Annotated in this window: 17 protein-coding genes; 2 read left to right on the top strand and 15 right to left on the bottom strand. The window is 70.9% G+C overall.

Going from position 1 to position 20023, the window contains the following annotated elements:
* The first annotated feature begins 64 nt into the window (after positions 1 to 64).
* The gene (locus tag SLV14N_RS32640; RefSeq protein ID WP_208685935.1) at positions 65 to 1294 is read left to right on the top strand and encodes a DUF349 domain-containing protein; all 1230 of its coding nucleotides are present in this window, start codon (positions 65 to 67) and stop codon (positions 1292 to 1294) included.
* Between the two features lie 157 nt (positions 1295 to 1451).
* Here the strand turns inward: SLV14N_RS32640 and SLV14N_RS32635 are convergent, their stop codons facing one another.
* From SLV14N_RS32635 to pgsA, 15 genes are all read right to left on the bottom strand, one after another.
* Entirely contained in the window at positions 1452 to 4082 is a 2631-nt protein-coding gene (locus SLV14N_RS32635; protein WP_263272231.1) for a bifunctional (p)ppGpp synthetase/guanosine-3',5'-bis(diphosphate) 3'-pyrophosphohydrolase, read from the bottom strand.
* A 172-nt stretch (positions 4083 to 4254) separates the two neighbouring features.
* Entirely contained in the window at positions 4255 to 4803 is a 549-nt protein-coding gene (locus tag SLV14N_RS32630) for an adenine phosphoribosyltransferase (protein ID WP_208685932.1), read from the bottom strand.
* Positions 4800 to 5912: a protein translocase subunit SecF gene (secF, locus tag SLV14N_RS32625; protein ID WP_208685931.1), complete on the bottom strand. Its 1113-nt coding sequence runs from the start codon at positions 5910 to 5912 to the stop codon at positions 4800 to 4802. Before secF ends, SLV14N_RS32630 begins: the two co-directional genes overlap by 4 nt.
* A gap of 1 nt (position 5913) precedes the next feature.
* Positions 5914 to 7698, bottom strand: a complete 1785-nt coding sequence (secD, locus tag SLV14N_RS32620) for a protein translocase subunit SecD (protein WP_208685930.1) — start codon at positions 7696 to 7698, stop codon at positions 5914 to 5916.
* 152 nt (positions 7699 to 7850) lie between these two features.
* Positions 7851 to 8375, bottom strand: coding sequence for a preprotein translocase subunit YajC (yajC, locus tag SLV14N_RS32615; RefSeq protein WP_208685929.1), 525 nt, complete (start codon positions 8373 to 8375; stop codon positions 7851 to 7853).
* A 161-nt stretch (positions 8376 to 8536) separates the two neighbouring features.
* Positions 8537 to 9628: a Holliday junction branch migration DNA helicase RuvB gene (ruvB, locus tag SLV14N_RS32610; RefSeq protein ID WP_127149934.1), complete on the bottom strand. Its 1092-nt coding sequence runs from the start codon at positions 9626 to 9628 to the stop codon at positions 8537 to 8539.
* Positions 9629 to 9710: 82 nt separating this feature from the next.
* Entirely contained in the window at positions 9711 to 10331 is a 621-nt protein-coding gene (ruvA, locus tag SLV14N_RS32605) for a Holliday junction branch migration protein RuvA (protein WP_127149935.1), read from the bottom strand.
* Positions 10328 to 10900: a crossover junction endodeoxyribonuclease RuvC gene (ruvC, locus tag SLV14N_RS32600; protein WP_208685927.1), complete on the bottom strand. Its 573-nt coding sequence runs from the start codon at positions 10898 to 10900 to the stop codon at positions 10328 to 10330. Before ruvC ends, ruvA begins: the two co-directional genes overlap by 4 nt.
* A gap of 151 nt (positions 10901 to 11051) precedes the next feature.
* Positions 11052 to 11804, bottom strand: coding sequence for a YebC/PmpR family DNA-binding transcriptional regulator (locus SLV14N_RS32595; protein WP_026169283.1), 753 nt, complete (start codon positions 11802 to 11804; stop codon positions 11052 to 11054).
* A gap of 132 nt (positions 11805 to 11936) precedes the next feature.
* The gene (gene pdxT, locus SLV14N_RS32590) at positions 11937 to 12530 is read right to left on the bottom strand and encodes a pyridoxal 5'-phosphate synthase glutaminase subunit PdxT (protein WP_208685925.1); all 594 of its coding nucleotides are present in this window, start codon (positions 12528 to 12530) and stop codon (positions 11937 to 11939) included.
* A gap of 9 nt (positions 12531 to 12539) precedes the next feature.
* Complete coding sequence (pdxS, locus tag SLV14N_RS32585) at positions 12540 to 13451, bottom strand: pyridoxal 5'-phosphate synthase lyase subunit PdxS (protein WP_208685923.1); 912 nt, start codon at positions 13449 to 13451, stop codon at positions 12540 to 12542.
* Positions 13452 to 13601: 150 nt separating this feature from the next.
* Positions 13602 to 14147 (bottom strand): hypothetical protein, encoded by a 546-nt coding sequence (locus SLV14N_RS32580; protein WP_127149938.1) that lies wholly within the window; start codon positions 14145 to 14147, stop codon positions 13602 to 13604.
* 605 nt (positions 14148 to 14752) lie between these two features.
* Positions 14753 to 15913, bottom strand: a complete 1161-nt coding sequence (locus SLV14N_RS32575) for a glycosyltransferase family 4 protein (protein ID WP_208685921.1) — start codon at positions 15911 to 15913, stop codon at positions 14753 to 14755.
* On the bottom strand, positions 15910 to 16896 hold the full coding sequence (locus SLV14N_RS32570; protein WP_263272227.1) for a phosphatidylinositol mannoside acyltransferase: 987 nt from the start codon (positions 16894 to 16896) through the stop codon (positions 15910 to 15912). The genes SLV14N_RS32575 and SLV14N_RS32570 overlap by 4 nt, the downstream gene beginning before the upstream one ends.
* On the bottom strand, positions 16893 to 17549 hold the full coding sequence (gene pgsA / locus SLV14N_RS32565; RefSeq protein WP_208685919.1) for a phosphatidylinositol phosphate synthase: 657 nt from the start codon (positions 17547 to 17549) through the stop codon (positions 16893 to 16895). The genes SLV14N_RS32570 and pgsA overlap by 4 nt, the downstream gene beginning before the upstream one ends.
* Before the next feature lie 273 nt (positions 17550 to 17822).
* On the opposite strand from pgsA, the gene SLV14N_RS32560 reads away from it, so the two are divergent.
* Positions 17823 to 20021, top strand: coding sequence for an elongation factor G-like protein EF-G2 (locus tag SLV14N_RS32560; RefSeq protein ID WP_263272225.1), 2199 nt, complete (start codon positions 17823 to 17825; stop codon positions 20019 to 20021).
* Positions 20022 to 20023 lie beyond the last annotated feature (2 nt).

The raw sequence follows: 20023 nt of genomic DNA, 5'->3' as shown, positions 1-20023 counted from the left end.
ACAGAAACTGTGGACGATGCCGGGGGGCCGCACGCCCCCGTCGGCATCATGTGGAGGAGGCGCTGTGAGCAGCGACCCATGGGGCCGCGTCGACGAGACGGGGACCGTGTACGTGCGTACCGCCGATGGCGAGCAGGTCGTCGGATCGTGGCAGGCGGGAACTCCCGAGGAGGCCCTCGCCTACTTCGAGCGCAAGTATGAGGGCCTGGTCGTCGAGATCGGCCTCCTCGAGCGCCGGGTCAAGACCACCGACCTGTCGGCGAAGGACGCCACGACCGCGATCGAGCATCTGCGCACCCAGGTCGACGAACACCACGCGGTGGGCGATCTGGACGCGCTGCGGAAGCGGCTCGACAAGCTCGTCGAGGCCGTCGAATCGCGCCGCGAGGAGCGCAAGGCACAGAAGGCGCGGCAGAGCACCGAGGCCCGGCAGGCCAAGGAGAAGCTGGTCGCCGAGGCCGAGGAGCTGGCGGCCAGCGAGCAGTGGCGGGCGGCCGGGGAACGGCTGCGCGCACTGGTCGACACGTGGAAGAGCCTGCCCCGGCTCGACCGCAAGGCGGACGACGAACTGTGGCACCGCTTCTCGCACGCCCGCTCGGCGTTCTCCAAGCGGCGCAAGGCGCACTTCGCGTCGCTGGACGCGCAGCGCGAGGAGTCCCGCAAGGCGAAGGAGAAGCTGGTCTCCGAGGCCGAGGCGCTGTCGAACTCGACGGACTGGGGGGCCACCGCGGCCCGCTACCGCGAGCTGATGGCGGACTGGAAGGCCGCCGGACGTGCCCAGCGCGAGCACGAGGACGATCTGTGGAACCGCTTCCGCGGCGCCCAGGACGTCTTCTTCCAGGCGCGCGGTGAGGTCTTCGCGGAGCGCGACGCCGAGCAGCGGGAGAATCTGACCCGCAAGGAGGAGCTCGCCGTCGAGGCCGAGAAGCTGCTCCCCGTCTCGGACCTGAAGGCCGCGCGGGCGGCGTTCCGCTCGATCAATGAGCGGTGGGAGGCCATCGGCCATGTCCCCCGGGACGCCCGCCCGAAGATCGAGGGCCGGATGCACGCCGTCGAGCGGGCCATCCAGGAGGCCGAGGAGACCGAGTGGCGCCGGACGAACCCCGAGGCGCGGGCCCGTGCCGCGGGGCTGACCGGCCAGCTGCAGGACGCCGTCGACAAGCTCCAGAAGCAGATCGACACCGCCCGAGCGGCCGGCAACAACGCCAAGGCCGACAAGCTCGGCCGGGAGCTGGAGGGCCGCAAGGCGCTGCTGGACCAGGCGCTCAAGGGCCTGGAGGAGTTCGGCGGGTGAGCCTGTTTTGCGCCTAAGCCGGCGCCGCTCTCGCGGAGGTGGCTGATCGCCGTCTGGGTACCTCAATTGATGGCTGAGGTGCCTGATACGAAAGAGGGGCCCGGTACGGATTTACGGATCCGTACCGGGGCCCCTTCGTGTGTGCGGCTGTGCAGCCCTATGGCCGGCGGGCCGACGTCACCCGATAGACGTCGTACACGCCCTCCACACTGCGCACCGCCTTCAGCACATGGCCCAGATGCTTCGGGTCGCCCATCTCAAAAGTGAAGCGGGAGGTGGCGACGCGGTCGCGGGAGGTCTGGACGGCCGCCGAGAGGATGTTGACGTGCTGGTCGGACAGGATCCGGGTGACGTCCGACAGGAGCCGGGAGCGGTCCAGGGCCTCGACCTGGATGGCGACCAGGAAGACCGAGGACTGAGTGGGCGCCCACTCGACGTCGAGTATCCGCTCCGGCTGCCGGGACAGCGAGTCGACGTTGACGCAGTCGGCACGGTGCACCGAGACGCCGTTGCCGCGGGTCACGAAACCGATGATGGGATCGCCCGGCACCGGAGTACAGCAGCGGGCCAGCTTGACCCACACATCGTCAACGCCCTTGACGACCACTCCGGGGTCGGCACTGGAACGGCGCTTGGAACGCGGCCGGATCGGGGTCGACTCGGCGATGTCCTCGGTGGCCTCATCCTGGCCGCCGAGCGCCTGCACCAGCTTCTGGACGACGCTCTGTGCGGCGACATGGCCCTCACCTATGGCGGCGTACAGCGAGGAGATGTCGGGGTAGCGCATCTCGTGCGCGAGGGTGACCAGGGAGTCGCCGGTCAGGATCCGCTGGATCGGCAGGTTCTGCTTGCGCATGGCGCGCGCGATGGCGTCCTTGCCCTGCTCGATCGCCTCGTCGCGGCGCTCCTTGGAGAACCAGCCACGGATCTTGTTGCGGGCCCGCGGGGACTTGACGAAGCCGAGCCAGTCGCGGGACGGCCCGGCCCCCGCCGCCTTGGAGGTGAAGACCTCCACCAAGTCGCCGTTGTCCAGGGTCGATTCGAGCGGGACGAGGCGCCCGTTGACCCGGGCCCCTATCGTGCGGTGCCCGACCTCGGTGTGCACCGCATACGCGAAGTCGACGGGGGTGGCACCGGCCGGCAGCGCTATGACATCGCCCTTGGGCGTGAAGACGAAGACCTCGTTGCGGGACAGGTCGAAGCGCAGCGACTCCAGGAACTCGCCGGGGTCCTCGGTCTCCTTCTGCCAGTCCAGCAACTGCCGCAGCCAGGCCATGTCGTTGACGGTGTCCTGGCCCTTGCCGGCGTTCTTCGGTACGTCCGTACGGATCTTGGACGCGCCCGCCACCGCCTCCTGCTTGTACTTCCAGTGGGCGGCGATGCCGTACTCGGCGCGGCGGTGCATGTCGAACGTACGGATCTGGAGTTCAACGGGCTTGCCGCTGGGGCCGATCACGGTCGTGTGCAGCGACTGGTACATGTTGAACTTCGGCATCGCGATGTAGTCCTTGAACCGGCCGGGGACCGGGTTCCATCGCGCGTGGATGGTGCCGAGCGCGGCGTAGCAGTCGCGGACGGTGTCGACGAGGACGCGGATGCCCACCAGGTCGTAGATCTCGGCGAAGTCGCGGCCGCGCACGATCATCTTCTGGTAGACGCTGTAGTAGTGCTTCGGGCGGCCGGTGACGGTGGCCTTGATGCGGGCGGCGCGCAGATCGGCCTGGACCTCGTCGGTCACTATCGCCAGATACTCGTCGCGCTTGGGCGCCCGCTCGGCGACCAGCCGCACGATCTCGTCGTACATCTTGGGGTAGAGGATCGCGAAGGCGAGGTCCTCCAGCTCCCACTTGATGGTGTTCATGCCCAGGCGGTGGGCGAGCGGAGCGTAGATCTCCAGCGTCTCGCGGGCCTTCTTCTCCTGCTTCTCCCGCTTGAGGTAGCGCATGGTGCGCATGTTGTGCAGCCGGTCGGCGAGCTTGATGACCAGGACGCGCGGGTCCTTGGCCATGGCGACGACCATCTTGCGGACGGTCTCGGCCTGCGCCGCCTCGCCGAACTTGACCTTGTCCAGCTTGGTGACACCGTCGACCAGCAGCGCCACCTGGTCGCCGAAGTCGCGGCGCAGGGTGTCCAGGCCGTACTCGGTGTCCTCGACGGTGTCATGCAGCAGGCCCGCCATCAGCGTGGCCGGGTCCATGCCCAGCTCGGCGAGGATCGTCGTCACCGCGAGCGGGTGGGTGATGTACGGGTCGCCGCTCTTGCGCTTCTGGCCGCGGTGCCAGCGCTCGGCGACCTGGTAGGCCCGCTCGACCTGGCGCAGCGTCGCGGTCTCGATCTTGGGGTCATTGCCGCGGACGGCCCGCAGCAGCGGCTCCAGGACCGGGTTGTACGGGCTGGAGCGCTGGACGCCGAGGCGGGCCAGGCGGGCGCGTACCCGGTTGGGGGAGCCGGATCGGCCGGCGGGAGCGGGCGGCAGCGGCTTGGCGGCGGCGGGCTGGTCGGCCTTGGCGGGCGGCTTGGGCGCCCGGGACGGCACGGCGGCCGACTGGGACGACGAGGAGGCGGGCCCCGGCCTGGGCGCCGTACGGGGCCGCTCGGCGGGCGCCGGGGACGCGGAGGTCGGGCCGGCCGGCGGCCGGGGCGTGGCGGTGCCGTCGGGCGCGCCCTGCCGCTCGGGCTGGGGCGCGTCCGAGGAAGCCACGTCCGTGGGCTTCGGCTCGTCCGGGCGCGCGGCGTCGGATCCCGTCGGACGCAGTCCGGGGGAGAGCGGCTGGGCCTCGTCTGGCAAGAGCACTCCTCAGGCGGTTCCGGACCCCAGGACCTCGTATGGGTCGGGGTGCCATGGTATCGACCCCGGCGCCGCGGCTCCCCCGCGGCCAGGGTTCCGTACATGACACAGCAGCGGGGGCACCCGGATTCTTCCGGATGCCCCCGCTGCCGGGGTGCTGTGTGCGACCGGCTCAGACGGTGATCAGAGCCTCCAGCGGAGCGCCCTTCAGGCCCGGCTCCAGCCGCTGCCGCCCGGCGAGGAAGCCGAGCTCCAGCAGCACGGCCAGGCCCGCGACCTCGGCGCCCGCGCGGCGGATGAGCTGCAGCGAGGCGTCGGCGGTGCCGCCGGTGGCGAGCACGTCGTCGATCACCAGCACCCGGTCGCCCGGGGCCAGCGCATCGGCGTGGATCTCGATCTCGGCCGTGCCGTACTCCAGCTCGTAGGCCTGCCCGAGCGTCGTGCCGGGCAGCTTGCCCGCCTTGCGGACGGGGACGAAGCCGACGCCGGCCCGGACCGCGACCGGAGCGGCGAGTATGAACCCGCGCGCCTCCAGGCCCACGATCTTGTCGACGTGGTGCCGCCCGCACAGCTCGGCGAACGCCTCGGTCAGCGCGCCGAAGGCCGCCGGGTCCGCCAGCAGCGGGGTGATGTCCTTGAACACCACACCCGGCTGCGGGTGGTCCGGGATGTCCGTGATCCGGCTGAGCAGGAGCTCACGCAATTCCGCTGGGGCGCTCACCGGCGCTTGCCCGACGGGCGGCCGCGTCCGCGGTTACGGGAGGCGGGCTGCTGGCGCGGCCCGACGACCGCGGTGCCGTCCTCGTCCGTCGTGGCAGGGGCCGGCTCCTCGGTGTCCTCCTGGCCCGCGTCCTTGGCCGCGGCCGCGGCACGCTTCGCCTTCACCCGCTTGGCCAGCGCCTTCATCTGCGGCTCGCGGCCCTTCAGATCGGCGACCAGCGGGGTCGCGATGAAGATCGACGAGTACGCACCGGCGGCGAGGCCGACGAACAGGGCCAGCGAGATGTCGTTGAGCATGCCCGCGCCCAGGAAACCGCCGCCGACGAACAGCAGACCGGCCACCGGGAGCAGCGCCACGACCGTGGTGTTGATGGAGCGCACCAGGGTGCTGTTGATGGAGCGGTTGGCGATCTCGCCGTAGGTGAAGCGGGTCTGCTTGGTGAGGTCCTTGGAGGCTTCCTTGAGGCTGTCGAAGACGACGACCGTGTCGTACAGGGAGTAACCGAGGATCGTCAGCAGACCGATGACCGTGCCGGGGGTGACCTCGAAGCCGACCAGGGCGTAGACGCCGACCGTGATCGTGAGGTCGTGGATCAGCGCGATCAGGGCGGCGAGCGCCATCCGCCACTCGAAGGCGATCGCCAGATAGAGCACCACGAGGACCATGAAGATCCCCAGGCCCAGCCAGGCCTTGTTTTTGATCTCCTCACCCCAGCTCGGGCCGACCAACTGGGTGTTGACGTCCTTGACCGGGATGTTCAGGTCCTTGGCGAGCTTCTCCTGGACCGGCACCGCCTGCTCGGTGGCCAGACCGCTGATCTGGATGCGCAGCCCGCCGCCGCCGAGCTTCTGCACCACGGCCTGATGGCCGCCCGCCGCCGCCTCGGCCTTGTGCTGGGCCTGCGGGGCGGACACGGAGGCCGGAGGCGTAGTGAAGACCGCGCCGCCGGAGAACTCGATGCCCATGTTCAGGCCGCGCACCGCCAGGCCGACGATGGCCGTGATGGTGATGAGGATCGAGATGCCGTACCAGATCTTCCGCTTGCCGATGAAGTCGTAGCCGACCTCGCCGCGGTAGAGCCGGGCGCCGATGTTTCCGAGCTTGGACATCTCACGCCTCCTTCGTCTGGGTGGGGGCGGCGCCGCGACGACGGCGCAGCGGCGGCTTGGCGCCCAGGCGCTTGGGATCGAGACCGGACCAGGGATGACCGTCGGAGAAGAACTTCCGCCGGGCCAGCATCGTCATCAGGGGCTTGGTGAAGAAGAAGACCACGACGACGTCGAGGACGGTGGTCAGGCCGAGCGTGAACGCGAAGCCCTTGACCTTGCCGACGGTGACGATGAACAGCACCGCGGCGGCCAGGAACGACACGAAGTCGGAGACCATGATCGTCCGGCGGGCTCGCGGCCAGCCGCGCTCGACGGCCGGGCGCAGGGTGCGGCCGTCGCGGATCTCGTCCCGGATGCGTTCGAAGTAGACGATGAACGAGTCGGCGGTGATACCGATGGCCACGATGGCGCCGCAGACCGCCGGGAGGTTCAGTGCGAACCCGATGGTCGGGCCGAGCAACGTCATGATCGTGTACGTCAGGATCGCCGAGACGAACAGGCTCGCCAGCGCGACCAGGGCCAGACCCCGGTAGTACGCGACGAGGTAGACGATGACCAGTGCGAGGCCGATGGCGCCGGCGATCAGGCCGGCCTGCAGCTGCTCGCCGCCGAGCGCCGCGGTGACCGTGGTCTCGTCATCGATCTTGAAGGAGAGCGGCAGGGAACCGTAGGACAGCATGTTGCCGAGGTCCTCGGCGGACTGCTGGGTGAATCCGCCGGAGATGGTGGCGGAGCCTCCCGTGATGGCCCGGTCCACCGAGGGGTCGGAAACGACCTGGCCGTCCAGGGCGATCGCGAACTGGTTCTGCGGCCGCTGCTTGGCGGCGAGCTTGCCGGTGACGTCCGCGAACTTCTTGCCGCCCTCGCCGGTGAGGTCCATCTGGACGATCCAGCCCTGGCCGCTCTGGCTGTCGAAGACGGCCTTGGCGTCCTTGACGTCCGTGCCCTCGACGCCGACCGGGCCGAGCACGTACTTCTGCGCCCCGTCGTCCTTGCAGGCCACGACCGGGTCGGACGGCTTGGCGTTCGCTGCCTTGTCGGCGGCGGTGGCACGGCTCTGCTTCGTCGAGCAGTCCAGTGCGTTGAGCTGCTTCTGGAGGGCCGGCGGGATCTCCGCGCCGGCCGGGGGCACCGGCGGAGCCGGGGGCGTGGAGGGCTTGACCGAGCCGGAGGGGGTGGGCTTGTCGGACGGTGCCTTCTTCAGCGCGGCCGTCACCGCACGGCCCTGCGTCGTCGGCTTGGCGCTCGGCGACTGCGAGGACGAGGCCTTCTGCTCGGTACCGGGCCGGTCCTTGGCCTGGTCACCCGCGGCCTTGTCGCCCTTGCCGTTCGCGCCGCTCTTGGAGGGGTTGGGCTTGGGCTCGGGGGTCTTGGTGCCCATCGTCGTGGTGATCACCGGCCGGAACCCGAGCTTGGCGGTGGTGCCGACCTGCTCACGGGCCTGCTTCGCGTCCGTCCCCTTGGGGATGTTCACGATGATGTGGTCGCTGCCCTGTGTCTGGACCTCGGCCTCGGACACACCGAGACCGTTGACCCGTCGCTCCATGATGCCGGCGGCGGTGTTCATATTGGTCTCGTTGATCGCGTTGGGCTTGCCCGGCTGGTTCTGGGCCGCCAGCGTGAAGCTGGTGCCGCCGGCCAGGTCGATGCCCAGTCGCGGCGTCATCGTGCCGGAGTAGAACATCCCTCCGATCAGCCCCGCCATGGCGATGAGGACCAGGATCAGGGTGCGGCCCGGATGCCCCTGGCTCGCGGGCGCCCTGCGGCCCTTCTTCGGTGCTGCCACCTTCTCGTATCTCCCTGTCCAACCCCTCGGCCCGGGTTGCCGGCCGAGGGGCCACGAAGTCTTGTGGGGACGTGCCCCCGCCGGAGCCTAGACCGTCCAGGAACCGCGGTGCACGACACACCACGCGTGCTCCGCGGTTCCGTAGGGGCGGACTACTTCGCGTCGTCGCCGGACTTCTTGTCGTCCTTGACGGTGTCGGCGTCCGCCTTGACGGTGTCCTTGGCCTCGTCGGCGGGCTTGGCGTCCTTGGCCTCGCCGGCGGCGGGCTCGGCGTCGGCCGGAGCCCCGGCGGTCTTGCCCAGGTCGATCTTGTCGGCCTTCTCGGCCTCGGCGGCGTCGCCGGTCAGCGAGGAGGCGTCATCCGGGACGACCGGCTCGTCGCTGTGGATCGGGTCGGCACCGTCCAGGATGCGGTTGTACTCCTCGTCCGCAAGAACGGCGCCGACGGCGTTCTTGGCGTAAATGGCGTGCACGCCGGGGGCGACCTCCAGGAGGACGGTGTCCTCGTGGACTTCCTTGACGGTGGCGTACATGCCGCCGATCGTGCGGACGCCGGTGCCGGCCTGCATTTCGTTGCGCATCTGCGCGGCCGCCTGCTGCTTCTTCTTGGCAGACCGAGTCATCAGGAACATGGCCCCGATGAGGACGATGAAGGGGAGGAGAGTCACGATACTCACGGGACGGAAATCCTTCGCACGACCGCGGATGCGCGGTCTCATATACGGGGGTGGGTATGCCGTCCATACGAACGGCATCGGCGGAGTCTAGGCGAGTCCCCACCAGTGGAACAACGCCCAGCATCCCACCGCAGTTCCTGACCGTGCGAGTCTCCGCGCCGTCACGCTCCGAACAAGCCCTGCTGTCCGCCGGCGCCCGCTTGCTGCTGCGGCGGGACGAGCCCCAGGTGGGCCCAGGCCGCCGGGGTCGCGATGCGGCCCCTGGGGGTCCTGGCCAGCAGACCTTCCCGTACGAGAAACGGCTCGGCGACCTCCTCGACCGTCTCCCGCTCCTCCCCCACCGCGACCGCGAGGGTGGACAGGCCCACCGGACCGCCGCCGAACAGCTTGAGCAGGGCCGTGAGCACGGCGCGGTCGAGGCGGTCCAGGCCGCGGGCGTCGACCTCGTAGACCCCGAGCGCCTGGGAGGCGATCTCGCGGGTGATCAGGCCGTCGGCCTTGACCTGGGCGTAGTCGCGGACGCGGCGCAGCAGACGGTTGGCGATACGGGGTGTGCCGCGGGAGCGGCCGGCGATCTCGGCGGCGCCCTCCGGTTCTATGTCGACGTCCAGCAGCCCGGCGGAGCGGTGGATCACCCGCTGCAGCTCGGCGGGGGCGTAGAACTCCATATGGGCGGTGAAGCCGAAGCGGTCGCGCAGCGGGGGCGGCAGCAGACCGGCCCGGGTCGTGGCGCCGACCAGGGTGAACGGGGGAAGTTCGAGCGGGATGGCGGTGGCGCCCGGGCCCTTGCCGACGATCACGTCGACGCGGAAGTCCTCCATCGCCATGTAGAGCATTTCCTCGGCGGGGCGGGACATCCGGTGGATCTCGTCGAGGAAGAGGACCTCGCCCTCCTGGAGGGAGGAGAGGATCGCGGCGAGATCGCCCGCGTGCTGGATGGCGGGGCCGGAGGTGATGCGGATCGGGGCGCCCATCTCGGCGGCGATGATCATCGAGAGGGTGGTCTTGCCGAGGCCCGGCGCCCCGGACAGCAGGACGTGATCGGCGGTGGCGCCGCGGGCGCGGGCGGCCCGCAGCACCAGGTCGAGCTGCTCGCGCACCCGCTCCTGGCCGACGAACTCCTCGAGGTCCTTGGGCCGCAGCGCGGCCTCGACGGCGGTGTCCTCACCGTCCGCGTCGGCCCCGACCAGCCGGTCGGGTGCGCCCGTGGCGGGGTCCTCGGTGGCGGGCGGTGCGGTGTCGTCCCAGTTCACTGCGGATTGCCTCGCGGGGTCGGGGCGGCCGGGCCGCCAGCGTGGTCGAACGGTCGGGGGCGCGGGGCCCGGGTGGCGGCGGTCATCGGGCGCGGTTCAGGGTCTGCAGGGCGGCCTTGAGCAGCTGCGGCACCTGCGGCGCTCCGCCGTCGGCGACGGCCGCGTCGGCCTGCGGGGCGACCGCGGCGACCGCTTCGTCCGCTTCCCGGGTGGCATAGCCGAGGCCGATCAGGGCGGCGTGCAGCTGGTCGCGCCAGCCGGCCGTGACGGCGCTGCCGACGCCCGCGCGGCCGGTGCCCACCGGCTCCCCGAGCCGGTCCTTGAACTCCAGGAGCAGCTTCTGCGCGCCCTTCTTGCCGATGCCCGGCACGGCGGTGAGGGCCTTCTCATCACCGGTGGCGACGGCCAGCCGCAGCGCGTCCGGGGAGTGCACCGCGAGCATCGCCTGGGCGAGCCGGGGTCCGACGCCGCTGGCGGTCTGCAGCAGCTCGAAGGTCTGCCGCTCGTCGTCGTCGGCGAAGCCGTAGAGGGTGAGCGAGTCCTCGCGGACGACGAGGGAGGTGGCGAGCTTGGCCTGCTGTCCGATGCGCAGCGCGGAGAGGGTGTCCGGGGTGCACTGGACAGCCATGCCGATACCGCCGACCTCGACGACGGCGGAGTCCGGCGCGAGGGCCGCGACCGGGCCGGAGACGAAGGCGATCATCGGGTGCCCTTCTGGGGTGTCGTCCGGCGGACGCCGGGAGCGCGGACGGGGGCGGCGCGGCGGGCCGCGGCATGCGCCTGCTGGAGGCGGTTGACCGCGGGGGCGCGCCAGATGTGACAGATGGCGAGGGCGAGGGCGTCGGCGGCGTCGGCCGGTTTCGGTGGCGCGTCGAGCCGCAGCAGACGGGTGACCATCGCGCCGACCTGGGCCTTGTCGGCCCGGCCCGATCCCGTGACGGCGGCCTTGACCTCGCTGGGGGTGTGCAGCGCGACCGGCAGCCCACGGCGGGCCGCGCACAGCATGGCGACCGCGCTGGCCTGGGCGGTGCCCATGACCGTACGGACGTTGTGCTGGCTGAAGACCCGCTCCACGGCGACGTACTCGGGGCGGTGCTCGTCGAGCCAGGCGTCTATCCCGCGCTCGATCTCGACCAGGCGCTGGGCGATGTCGGCGTCGGCCGGCGTGCGGACGACGCCGACGCCGACCATCGTCAGCGGACGCCCCGCGACACCGTCGACCACCCCGACGCCGCAGCGTGTCAGCCCCGGGTCCACCCCCAGCACCTTCATCGGTCCCCGCCCCTCGCCATATCGGTCAACTGTGCCTGCTCCGGAAGCGCATGCCCCCTGATCAGCACAGTAGTGGCTGCCACTGACAAACCGACGGGCCGACGGGGTGTGTCCCCGTCGGCCCGTCAGTCGACCGAGCGTGCCGCGCCGGTCAGGCGTCGACCTTGGCCATCGTCTCGTCCGAGACGTCGAAGTTGGCGAAGACGTTCTGCACGTCGTCGCTGTCCTCCAGCGCGTCGATCAGCTTGAAGATCTTGCGCGCGCCCTCTTCCTCCAGCTCGACCTGCATGGTCGGGACGAAGTTGGCGTCGGCCGAGTCGTAGTCGATGCCGGACTCCTGGAGGGCCGAGCGGACCGCGACCAGGTCGGTGGCCTCGCTGAGCACCTCGAAGGACTCGCCGAGGTCGTTGACCTCTTCGGCACCGGCGTCCAGGACGGCGCCCAGGACGTCGTCCTCGCTCAGCTCACCCTTGGGGACGATCACCACGCCCTTGCGGTTGAACAGGTACGACACCGAGCCCGGGTCGGCCATCGAACCGCCGTTGCGGGTCATGGCAACGCGGACGTCCGAGGCGGCGCGGTTGCGGTTGTCGGTGAGGCACTCGATGAGCACCGCGACACCGTTGGGGCCGTAACCCTCGTACATGATGGTCTCGTAGTCGGCGCCGCCGGCTTCGAGGCCCGCACCGCGCTTGACCGCGGAGTCGATGTTCTTGTTGGGCACCGAGCTCTTCTTGGCCTTCTGGATGGCGTCGAAGAGCGTGGGGTTGCCGTCCGGGTCAGCGCCGCCGGTACGGGCCGCGACCTCGATGTTCTTGATCAGCTTCGCGAAGAGCTTGCCGCGCTTGGCATCGATCACGGCCTTCTTGTGCTTCGTCGTAGCCCATTTAGAGTGGCCGGACATCCGCCTGTCTCCTTCGCGTCACCAACATCTGAAACGAACGCCTTAGATCCTACCGGGGCCAGGTCACACGGTGTTACTCCCGCCCGTCACCCGGCCACCACCCCTGACGGGGCGCCGGGCCCGCCCTCCGGATCAGCCCCGGGCCCGCCGCACCATGTCCACGAACAGGGCGTGGACCCGGTGGTCACCGGTGAGCTCCGGGTGGAAAGACGTGGCGAGGACGTTACCCTGCCGCACGGCCACGGTGTGCCCGTCGTACGTCGCCAGGACCTCGACCGCGCCGCCGACCGACTCGACCCAGGGCGCCCGGATGAAGACGCCCTCGACCGGCCCGCCGGGGATCCCGGCAACGTCGATGGCCGCCTCGAACGACTCGTTCTGCCGCCCGAAGGCGTTACGGCGCACGATCATGTCGACGCCGCCGAACGTCTCCTGGTCCTCACGGGCGTCCAGCAGCTTGTCGGCGACCATGATCATGCCGGCGCAGGTGCCGTAGACCGGCTTGCCCGCGCCGACGAAGGCGCGCAGCGGCTCCAGCATGCCGAAGACGACGGCCAGCTTGGACATGGTGGTGGACTCGCCGCCCGGGATGACCAGGCCGTCGATCTCGTCCAGTTCCTCAGCACGGCGTACCGGCCGGGCCAGGGCGTCCGCCTCGGCGAGCGCAACGAGGTGCTCACGGACGTCGCCCTGGAGGGCCAGCACACCGATGGTGGGGGTGCTCATCTAGGTGTCCTACCAGCCGCGGTTGGCGTAGCGCTCGGCCTCGGGGAGGGTGTCGCAGTTGATGCCGACCATGGCCTCGCCCAGGTTGCGGGAGACGTCCGCGATCACCTTCGGGTCGTCGTAGAAGGTGGTGGCCTTCACGATCGCGGCGGCGCGCTTGGCGGGGTCGCCGGACTTGAAGATGCCGGAGCCGACGAACACGCCCTCGGCGCCGAGCTGGCGCATCAGCGCGGCGTCGGCCGGGGTGGCGACACCACCGGCGGAGAACAGCACGACCGGCAGCTTGCCGAGCTCGGCGACCTCCTTGACCAGCTCGTACGGGGCGCGCAGCTCCTTGGCGGCGGCGAACAGCTCGTTGTTGTCGTAGCCGCGCAGCCGGGCGATCTCACCCTTGATCTGGCGCATGTGGCGCACCGCCTCGACGACGTTGCCGGTACCGGCCTCGCCCTTCGAGCGGATCATGGCCGCGCCCTCGGTGATCCGGCGCAGCGCCTCGCCCAGGTTGGTGGCACCACACACGAAGGGGGTGGTGAAGGCCCACTTGTCGGAGTGGTTGACCTCGTCGGCCGGGGTGAGCACCTCGGACTCGTCGATGTAGTCGACGCCGAGCGACTGCAGGACCTGCGCCTCGACGAAGTGGCCGATCCGGGACTTGGCCATGACCGGGATGGAGACGGCGTTGATGATGCCGTCGATCATGTCGGGGTCCGACATCCGGGCCACGCCGCCGTCCTTGCGGATGTCGGCGGGGACCCGCTCCAGGGCCATGACGGCGACGGCGCCCGCGTCCTCGGCGATCTTCGCCTCTTCCGGCGTGACGACGTCCATGATCACGCCGCCCTTGAGCTGCTCGGCCATACCGCGCTTGACACGCGCGGTTCCGGTCTCGGGGTTCTGGGGCGTGGTGGGCGTGCTGGACACGGTTTGACCTCACTCAGTGCGGGTGGCTGACTGCTGGGCCCACACAACCGTTTGTGAGCGGCCCGGGAAAAGGGCCAATTAGAGGTCAGTGGCTCGTCACCGCCGGGAGTCGCCGTCTGCGGCCCCCGCCCCCGGTTCCCGCTGTCCGGTTCAGTTCCCGGCCGAGCGGTCGTCCAGGACGGCCGGCGGCTCGTCGTCCATCTCGAAGGCCAGCGGGAAGGGAGCGTGTCCGGCAAGCCGGAAATAGCGCACCACCCGATGGCGGCGGACGGCGCGGGCGGCCCGTACGGCGTCGTTGTGGAACCGACGGGCCATCGGGACGCGGCGCACCGCGGCGGTGAGCTCGGTGACCGTCTGCTCGCCGCCGGGCGCCTCCCGTACGGCCTCCAGCTGCGCCTCCTCCGCGAAGATCGCCCGCAGCGCCTGGCTCAGCTCACTCTCCGCGACCTCCCTGTGATCCTCCTCCGCCTGCCGGGCCTCGTGCGCGGCCTGGTAGAGCACGATCGAGGCGGCCGGGTCCAGGACCCCCGAGGTACCCACCTCCTGCGCGACGGAAGCCCGCCGCAGCAGCTGGGCGTCGAGGGCCGCCCTGGCCGCGTCGATGCGTGCGTGCAGACGGTCGAGGCGGCCGGCCGTCCAGCTGAGGTAAATGCCGATGAGGACGATCGCGGCGGCGATCCAGATGAACGTGGTCACGGCCGGTCACACTACGCGCTGCCGCGCTTTGTCTTTCGCCCCACGTTTTCGGCTGTCCCGCCGTGGGTGTTGCTCGCCGTTGCGGGTCCGCTGCGCGGGGCGTGGGTTCGGGTGATGCTTGCGGGTGCCCCGCCGTTGCGCCTGCGGCGGGCCGGGTCCGCTGCGCGGGGCTGTCGGGGTGCGGTGACGGACCTCCGCGGGTGGGGTGCCGGACTGCTTCGCTTTACGTCCGGCACCCCACCCGCTCCGGCCCGTCCCCTCCCGTTGAGGGAATGAATAAATCTCGGTGGGGGTCACGCCGGTGGTCCAGCGCACCTCGCGAAGTGAAACGCCCTACGGACGCCCGCCCCCACCCACCGCCACTACTCCCCCAACAGGAGGGGACGGGCCGGAGGGGCCTGGTGTGTGGACGTAAAGCGAAGCAGTCCACACACCAGGCCCCGGAGGCCCGTCACCGCACCCGACACCCACCCGCCCGCCGCAGGCGCAACGGCGGGAAACCCACAAGCATCACCCGAGCCCACGCCCCGCGCAGCGGAGCCGCAACGGCGACAAACCCCCACGGCGGGACAGCCGAAAACGTGGGGCCGAAGCAAAGCGCAGCGTCATTCCTTCGCCGGCCACAGGCGATTACGTGGGCCGACCCGTTCATCCGTGGCCACGGACGTCGCGCCCGTGGTGACCGTCTCGTAGACGGCGAGAATGTCGGCGCCGACCGTGGACCAGTCGAAGCGGCGTACGTGGCGGGTGCCGCGGTCCCGCAGCTCGGCGAGGCGCGCCGGGTCGCCCAGGAGACGAACGGCCGCAGCGGCAAGCGCATCCGCGTCCTCGTTGGTGAAGAGTTCGCCGGCCTCGCCCTGGTCCAGGACCTGGGCGAAGGCATCGAGGTCGCTGGCAAGTACGGGCGCCGCGGCCGACATCGCCTCCACGAGGATGATGCCGAAGGATTCGCCGCCCGTGTTGGGCGCGACATAGAGGTCGACGCTGCGCAGCAGCCGGGCCTTGTCCTCGTCGCTGACCATGCCGAGGAATTCGACCCGGGAGCGCAGTTCGGCGGGCAGCGCCGCGACGGCCTCCTCCTCGTCGCCGCGGCCGGCGACCAGCAGCCGGGCGTCCGGTACCTCGGCGAGGATCGCGGGCAGCGCCTTCATCAGGACCGGCAGGCCCTTGCGCGGCTCGTCGATCCGGCCGATGAAGCCGATCGTCCGTCCCTGCCACTCGGCCTTGGGCTCGGCGGAGGCGAAGAAGTCGACGTCCACGCCGTTGGGGATGACCACCGCATCGCCGCCGAGGTGTTCGACGAGGGTGCGGCGGGCGTATTCGCTCACCGCGATCCGTGCGCTGATCTTCTCCAGCGCGGGCTGCAGGATCGGATACGCGGCGATCATCGCCCGGGAGCGCGGGTTGGAGGTGTGGAAGGTCGCCACGATCGGGCCCTGGGCCGCCCAGCAGGCGAGCAGGCCGAGCGAGGGCGAGGCGGGCTCGTGGATGTGGATGACGTCGAAGGCGCCGTGCTGCAGCCAGCGGCGCACCCGGGCGGCGGAGAGGAAGCCGAAGTTGAGGCGGGCGACCGAGCCGTTGTACGGGACGGGGACGGCGCGGCCGGCGGAGACGACGTACGGCGGAAGGGGGGTCTCGTCGTCCGCGGGGGCGAGGACGGAGACGTCGTGGCCGAGGCGGATCAGGTGGTCGGCCAGGTCCCGGATGTGGAACTGCACGCCGCCGGGGACGTCCCAGGCGTACGGGCAGACGATGCCGATCTTCACACGGACTCCGTTCCGGAGGTGCCGGAGGCCTCGGAGCCGCCCGGGGCACGGGGCTGCTGCTCGCGCGGTTCCAGATCGGCGAGCCAGAGCCGCTGCAGCATGTGCCAGTCCTCGGGGTGGTCGGCGATGCCGGAGGCGAAGGCGTCGGCGAGCACCTGGGTCATCGCGGCGGCCTTCTCGGCGCGGGTACCGGTCTCGGGGACCTCGATCTCCGGGTGGACCCGGCCGCGCATGACGGGGGTGTCGTCGTACCAGAGGGTGACGGGCAGCAGCAGGGCGCCGGTCTGTACGGCGAGCACGGCGGGGCCGGCCGGCATCTTCGTGGCCTCGCCGAAGAACTTGACCTCTATCCCGGAGGCGGACAGATCACGGTCCGCGACCAGGCAGACCAGCCCGCCGGCCCGCAGCCGCCGGGCGAGCGTGCCGAAGGCGGCGCCGCCGGTGTGCGGCAGCACCTCCATGCCCAGGCCCTCGCGGTAGGCGACGAAGCGGTCGTAGAGGGACTCCGGCTTGAGGCGCTGGGCGACGGTGGTGAAGGGGACACCGAGTTCGGTGGTGACCCAGGCACCGGCGAGGTCGTAGTTGCCCATGTGGGGCAGCGCGAGGATCACGCCGCGACCGCTCTTGAGCGCCTCCTCCAGGCGGTGTACGTCCTCGACGACGAAGCCGGTCCTTATCCGGTCCTTGCTCCAGGCCGGCAGCCGGAAGGACTCCATCCAGTAGCGCATGTACGAGCGCATCCCGGCACGGGAGAGCTCGGCGAGCCGCTGCGGCGTGGCGTCCGGGACGACCCGGGCGAGGTTCGACTCCAGACGGAGGACGCCCTTGCCCCGGCGCTTCCAGGCGATGTCGGCGATCCGCCGGCCGAGCCGTACGGCAGCGCCTTCGGGCAGCTTCTTGACGGTGCTCCAGCCCAGGGCGTAGAGCGCGTCCGCCAGTTTCTCCGCGTCGATCCACGGCCGGCCGGTCCTGCGCGGGCTCATGCGCTGTTCCCCCCTTGTGCGATGGCGTCGGCCTCGGCCGACTCCCGTCGGACCGTCACCACGCGCTGGCCGAGGGTGACGGCACTGCCGATGCCGACGATCCACAGAGCGATCGGCAGCAGGATTTCGACACCCGGCACCCCGAAGGCGTGCAGCCCCGACAGACCGCAGGCCACCAGCGTGACGACCAGCCGCTCGGCGCGCTCCACCAGGCCGTTGACGTCCACCGGCAGCCCGATGGCCTCCCCGCGCGCCTTGGTGTACGAGACCACCTGGCCGCTGGCGAGGCAGAAGATCGCCATCCCGCAGAGCATCAGGCTGTCGCCCCGGCCCGCGTACCACAGGGCGAGTCCGCCGAAGATCGCCGAGTCGGCGACCCGGTCGAGGGTGGAGTCGAGAAAGGCCCCCCAGCGGCTGGAGCGGCCCAGCTGCCGCGCCATGTTGCCGTCGATGAGGTCGGAGAAGACGAACAGGGTGATGACGACCGTGCCCCAGAAGAACTCGCCCAGCGGGTAGAAGATCAGGGCGCCGGCCACCACGCCTCCGGTGCCGACCAGAGTGACCGCGTCCGGGCTGACGCCGATCCGGATGAGCAGGGCGGCGAACGGCGTGAGAACACGCGTGAAGAACGCACGCGCGTACTTGTTCAGCATGGCCTTCCCGGGAGTCGATACGGGCCGTGCGGTCTGACGGCCACCGGCGGGCCCATCGTAGCCAGGAGGTCAGGGGCCACCACGAACGCATCGCGGCGCGGGGTGCGTCCCGCGGCTCGGGCCCGCCCCCGCGCGCCTGCGCACGCGCCCGCAGGCCCCGCGGGGGTGCCCCGGGCCCCTTGGGAGCACCGGCCCGTGCGCCATGTATGGACGCATCATGGCCTCGGTGGAAAGCTCGAATCACCGCAAAGTGTCGACCTGGAGGCGAGACACATGAGCGAGAAGTCGAGTACACACCCGGGAGCCGCCGGCAGGGCATCTACGGCCGACCAGCCCACGGCCCTGCGCAATGTGGTGCTGGTCGGCCACAGCGGCTCGGGAAAAACCACTCTGGTCGAGGCCCTCGCGCTGGCGTCCGGTGCGGTCAACCGGGCGGGGCGGGTCGAGGACGGCGGCTGCCTCTCCGACCACGACGAGATCGAACACCGCCAGCAACGCTCCGTACAGCTCTCCCTGGTCCCGGTGGACTGGGGCGGAGTCAAGATCAATATCTTGGACACCCCCGGATACGCCGATTTCGTCGGGGAACTCAGGGCCGGTCTGCGCGCGGCGGACGCGGCCCTTTTCGTTGTCTCGGCGGCCGACGGCGTGGCCGGCGCGACCCGTATGGTCTGGGACGAGTGCGCGGCCGTCGGTATGCCGCGCGCGCTGGTCATCACCCACTTGGAGGCGTCCCGCGCCGACTTCGACGAGATGACCGCACGCTGCCGCACCTCTCTGGGCGGCGAGGACCCGGACTCCGTCCTCCCCCTCTACCTCCCGCTGTACGGAACGCCGGGCGCCGACGGCCACTCCCCCGTGCACGGCCTGATCGGTCTGCTCTCGCAGCGGGTGTTCGACTACTCCTCCGGAGAGCGCACCGAACGCGCTCCGACGGCGGACGAGCTGCCGCTGATCGAAGCGGCCCGCAACCGCCTCATCGAGGGCATCATCGCCGAGAGCGAGGACGAGTCCCTGATGGACCGCTACCTCGGGGGCGAGGAGATCGACATCAAGACCCTCGTCGGGGACCTGGAGACGGCGGTCGCCCGGGGCACCTTCCACCCGGTGCTGGCCGCGGCCCCGGCCGCCGACGGCTCCAAGCAGGGGCTGGGCACCGTGGAGCTGCTGGAACTGATCACCGGCGGCTTCCCGACGCCCGTGGAGCGCGAGGCACCGGCCGTCACCACCCCGGACGGCGAACCGCGCCCGGCGCTGAGCTGCGATCCCGGCGGTCCGCTCGCGGCCGAGGTGGTCAAGACCTCCTCCGACCCGTACGTCGGCCGGATCTCGCTCGTCCGCCTCTTCTCGGGCACCCTGCGCCCGGACGAGACGGTGCATGTCTCGGGCCACGGGCTGCAGGACCGCGGCCACGAGGACCATGACGTCGACGAGCGGGTCGGCGCGCTGTCCACCCCGTTCGGCAAGCAGCAGCGCCCGCTGTCCAAAGCCATCGCCGGCGATCTGGCCTGTGTGGCGAAGCTGACCCGCGCCGAGACCGGAGACACCCTCTCCGCCAAGGACGGTCCGCTGCTGATGGAGCCCTGGACGATGCCGGACCCGCTGCTGCCGGTCGCCATCCAGGCCCACAGCAAGGCCGACGAGGACAAGCTCTCGCAGGGCCTGGCCCGCCTGGTCGCCGAGGATCCGACGATGCGTCTGGAGCACAACCAGGACACCCATCAGGTGGTCCTGTGGTGCCTGGGCGAGGCGCATGTCGATGTGGCCCTGGAGCGGCTGCGGACCCGCTACGGCGTCCAGGTGGACACGGTCACGCACAAGGTGCCGCTGCGGGAGACCTTCGGCGCCCCCGCCGCGGGCCGCGGGCGCCATGTGAAACAGTCCGGCGGCCACGGCCAGTTCGCGATCTGCGAGATCGAGGTCGAACCGCTGCCCGGCGGCTCCGGTATCGAGTTCGTGGACAAGGTCGTGGGCGGCGCGGTGCCCCGGCAGTTCATCCCGTCCGTGGAGAAGGGCGTACGTGCCCAGGCCACGCGCGGGGTCGCCGCCGGGCACCCGCTCGTCGACATCCGGGTCACGCTGCTCGACGGCAAGGCGCACTCCGTCGACTCCTCGGACGCCGCGTTCCAGACGGCGGGCGCGCTGGCGCTGCGCGAGGCCGCCCGTGAGGTCCGGATCGACCTGCTCGAACCGGTGTCCGAGGTGAGCGTGATGGTTCCGGACGAATTCGTCGGCCAGGTGATGAGCGATCTGTCGGGGCGCCGCGGCCGGGTCGTGGGCACCGAACAGTCAGGGGCGGGACGCACCGTGGTGCGCGCCGAAGTGCCCGAGATCGAGATCGACCGGTACGCCGTCGACCTGCGCTCCCTCTCGCACGGCACCGGGCGGTTCTCCCGCGTCCACCTGCGGCATGAGCCGATGCCGCCGCAGCTCGCCGACAAGTGGCGGGAAGAAGCGGAGAACGGCGCATAGTT

The sequence above is a fragment of the Streptomyces sp. Je 1-4 4N24 genome, assembly GCF_026239515.1.
GTDB lineage: Bacteria > Actinomycetota > Actinomycetes > Streptomycetales > Streptomycetaceae > Streptomyces > Streptomyces nigrescens.
The sequence above is the reverse complement of the archived record's forward strand: the minus strand, read 5'-3'. Positions and strand labels throughout refer to the sequence as shown.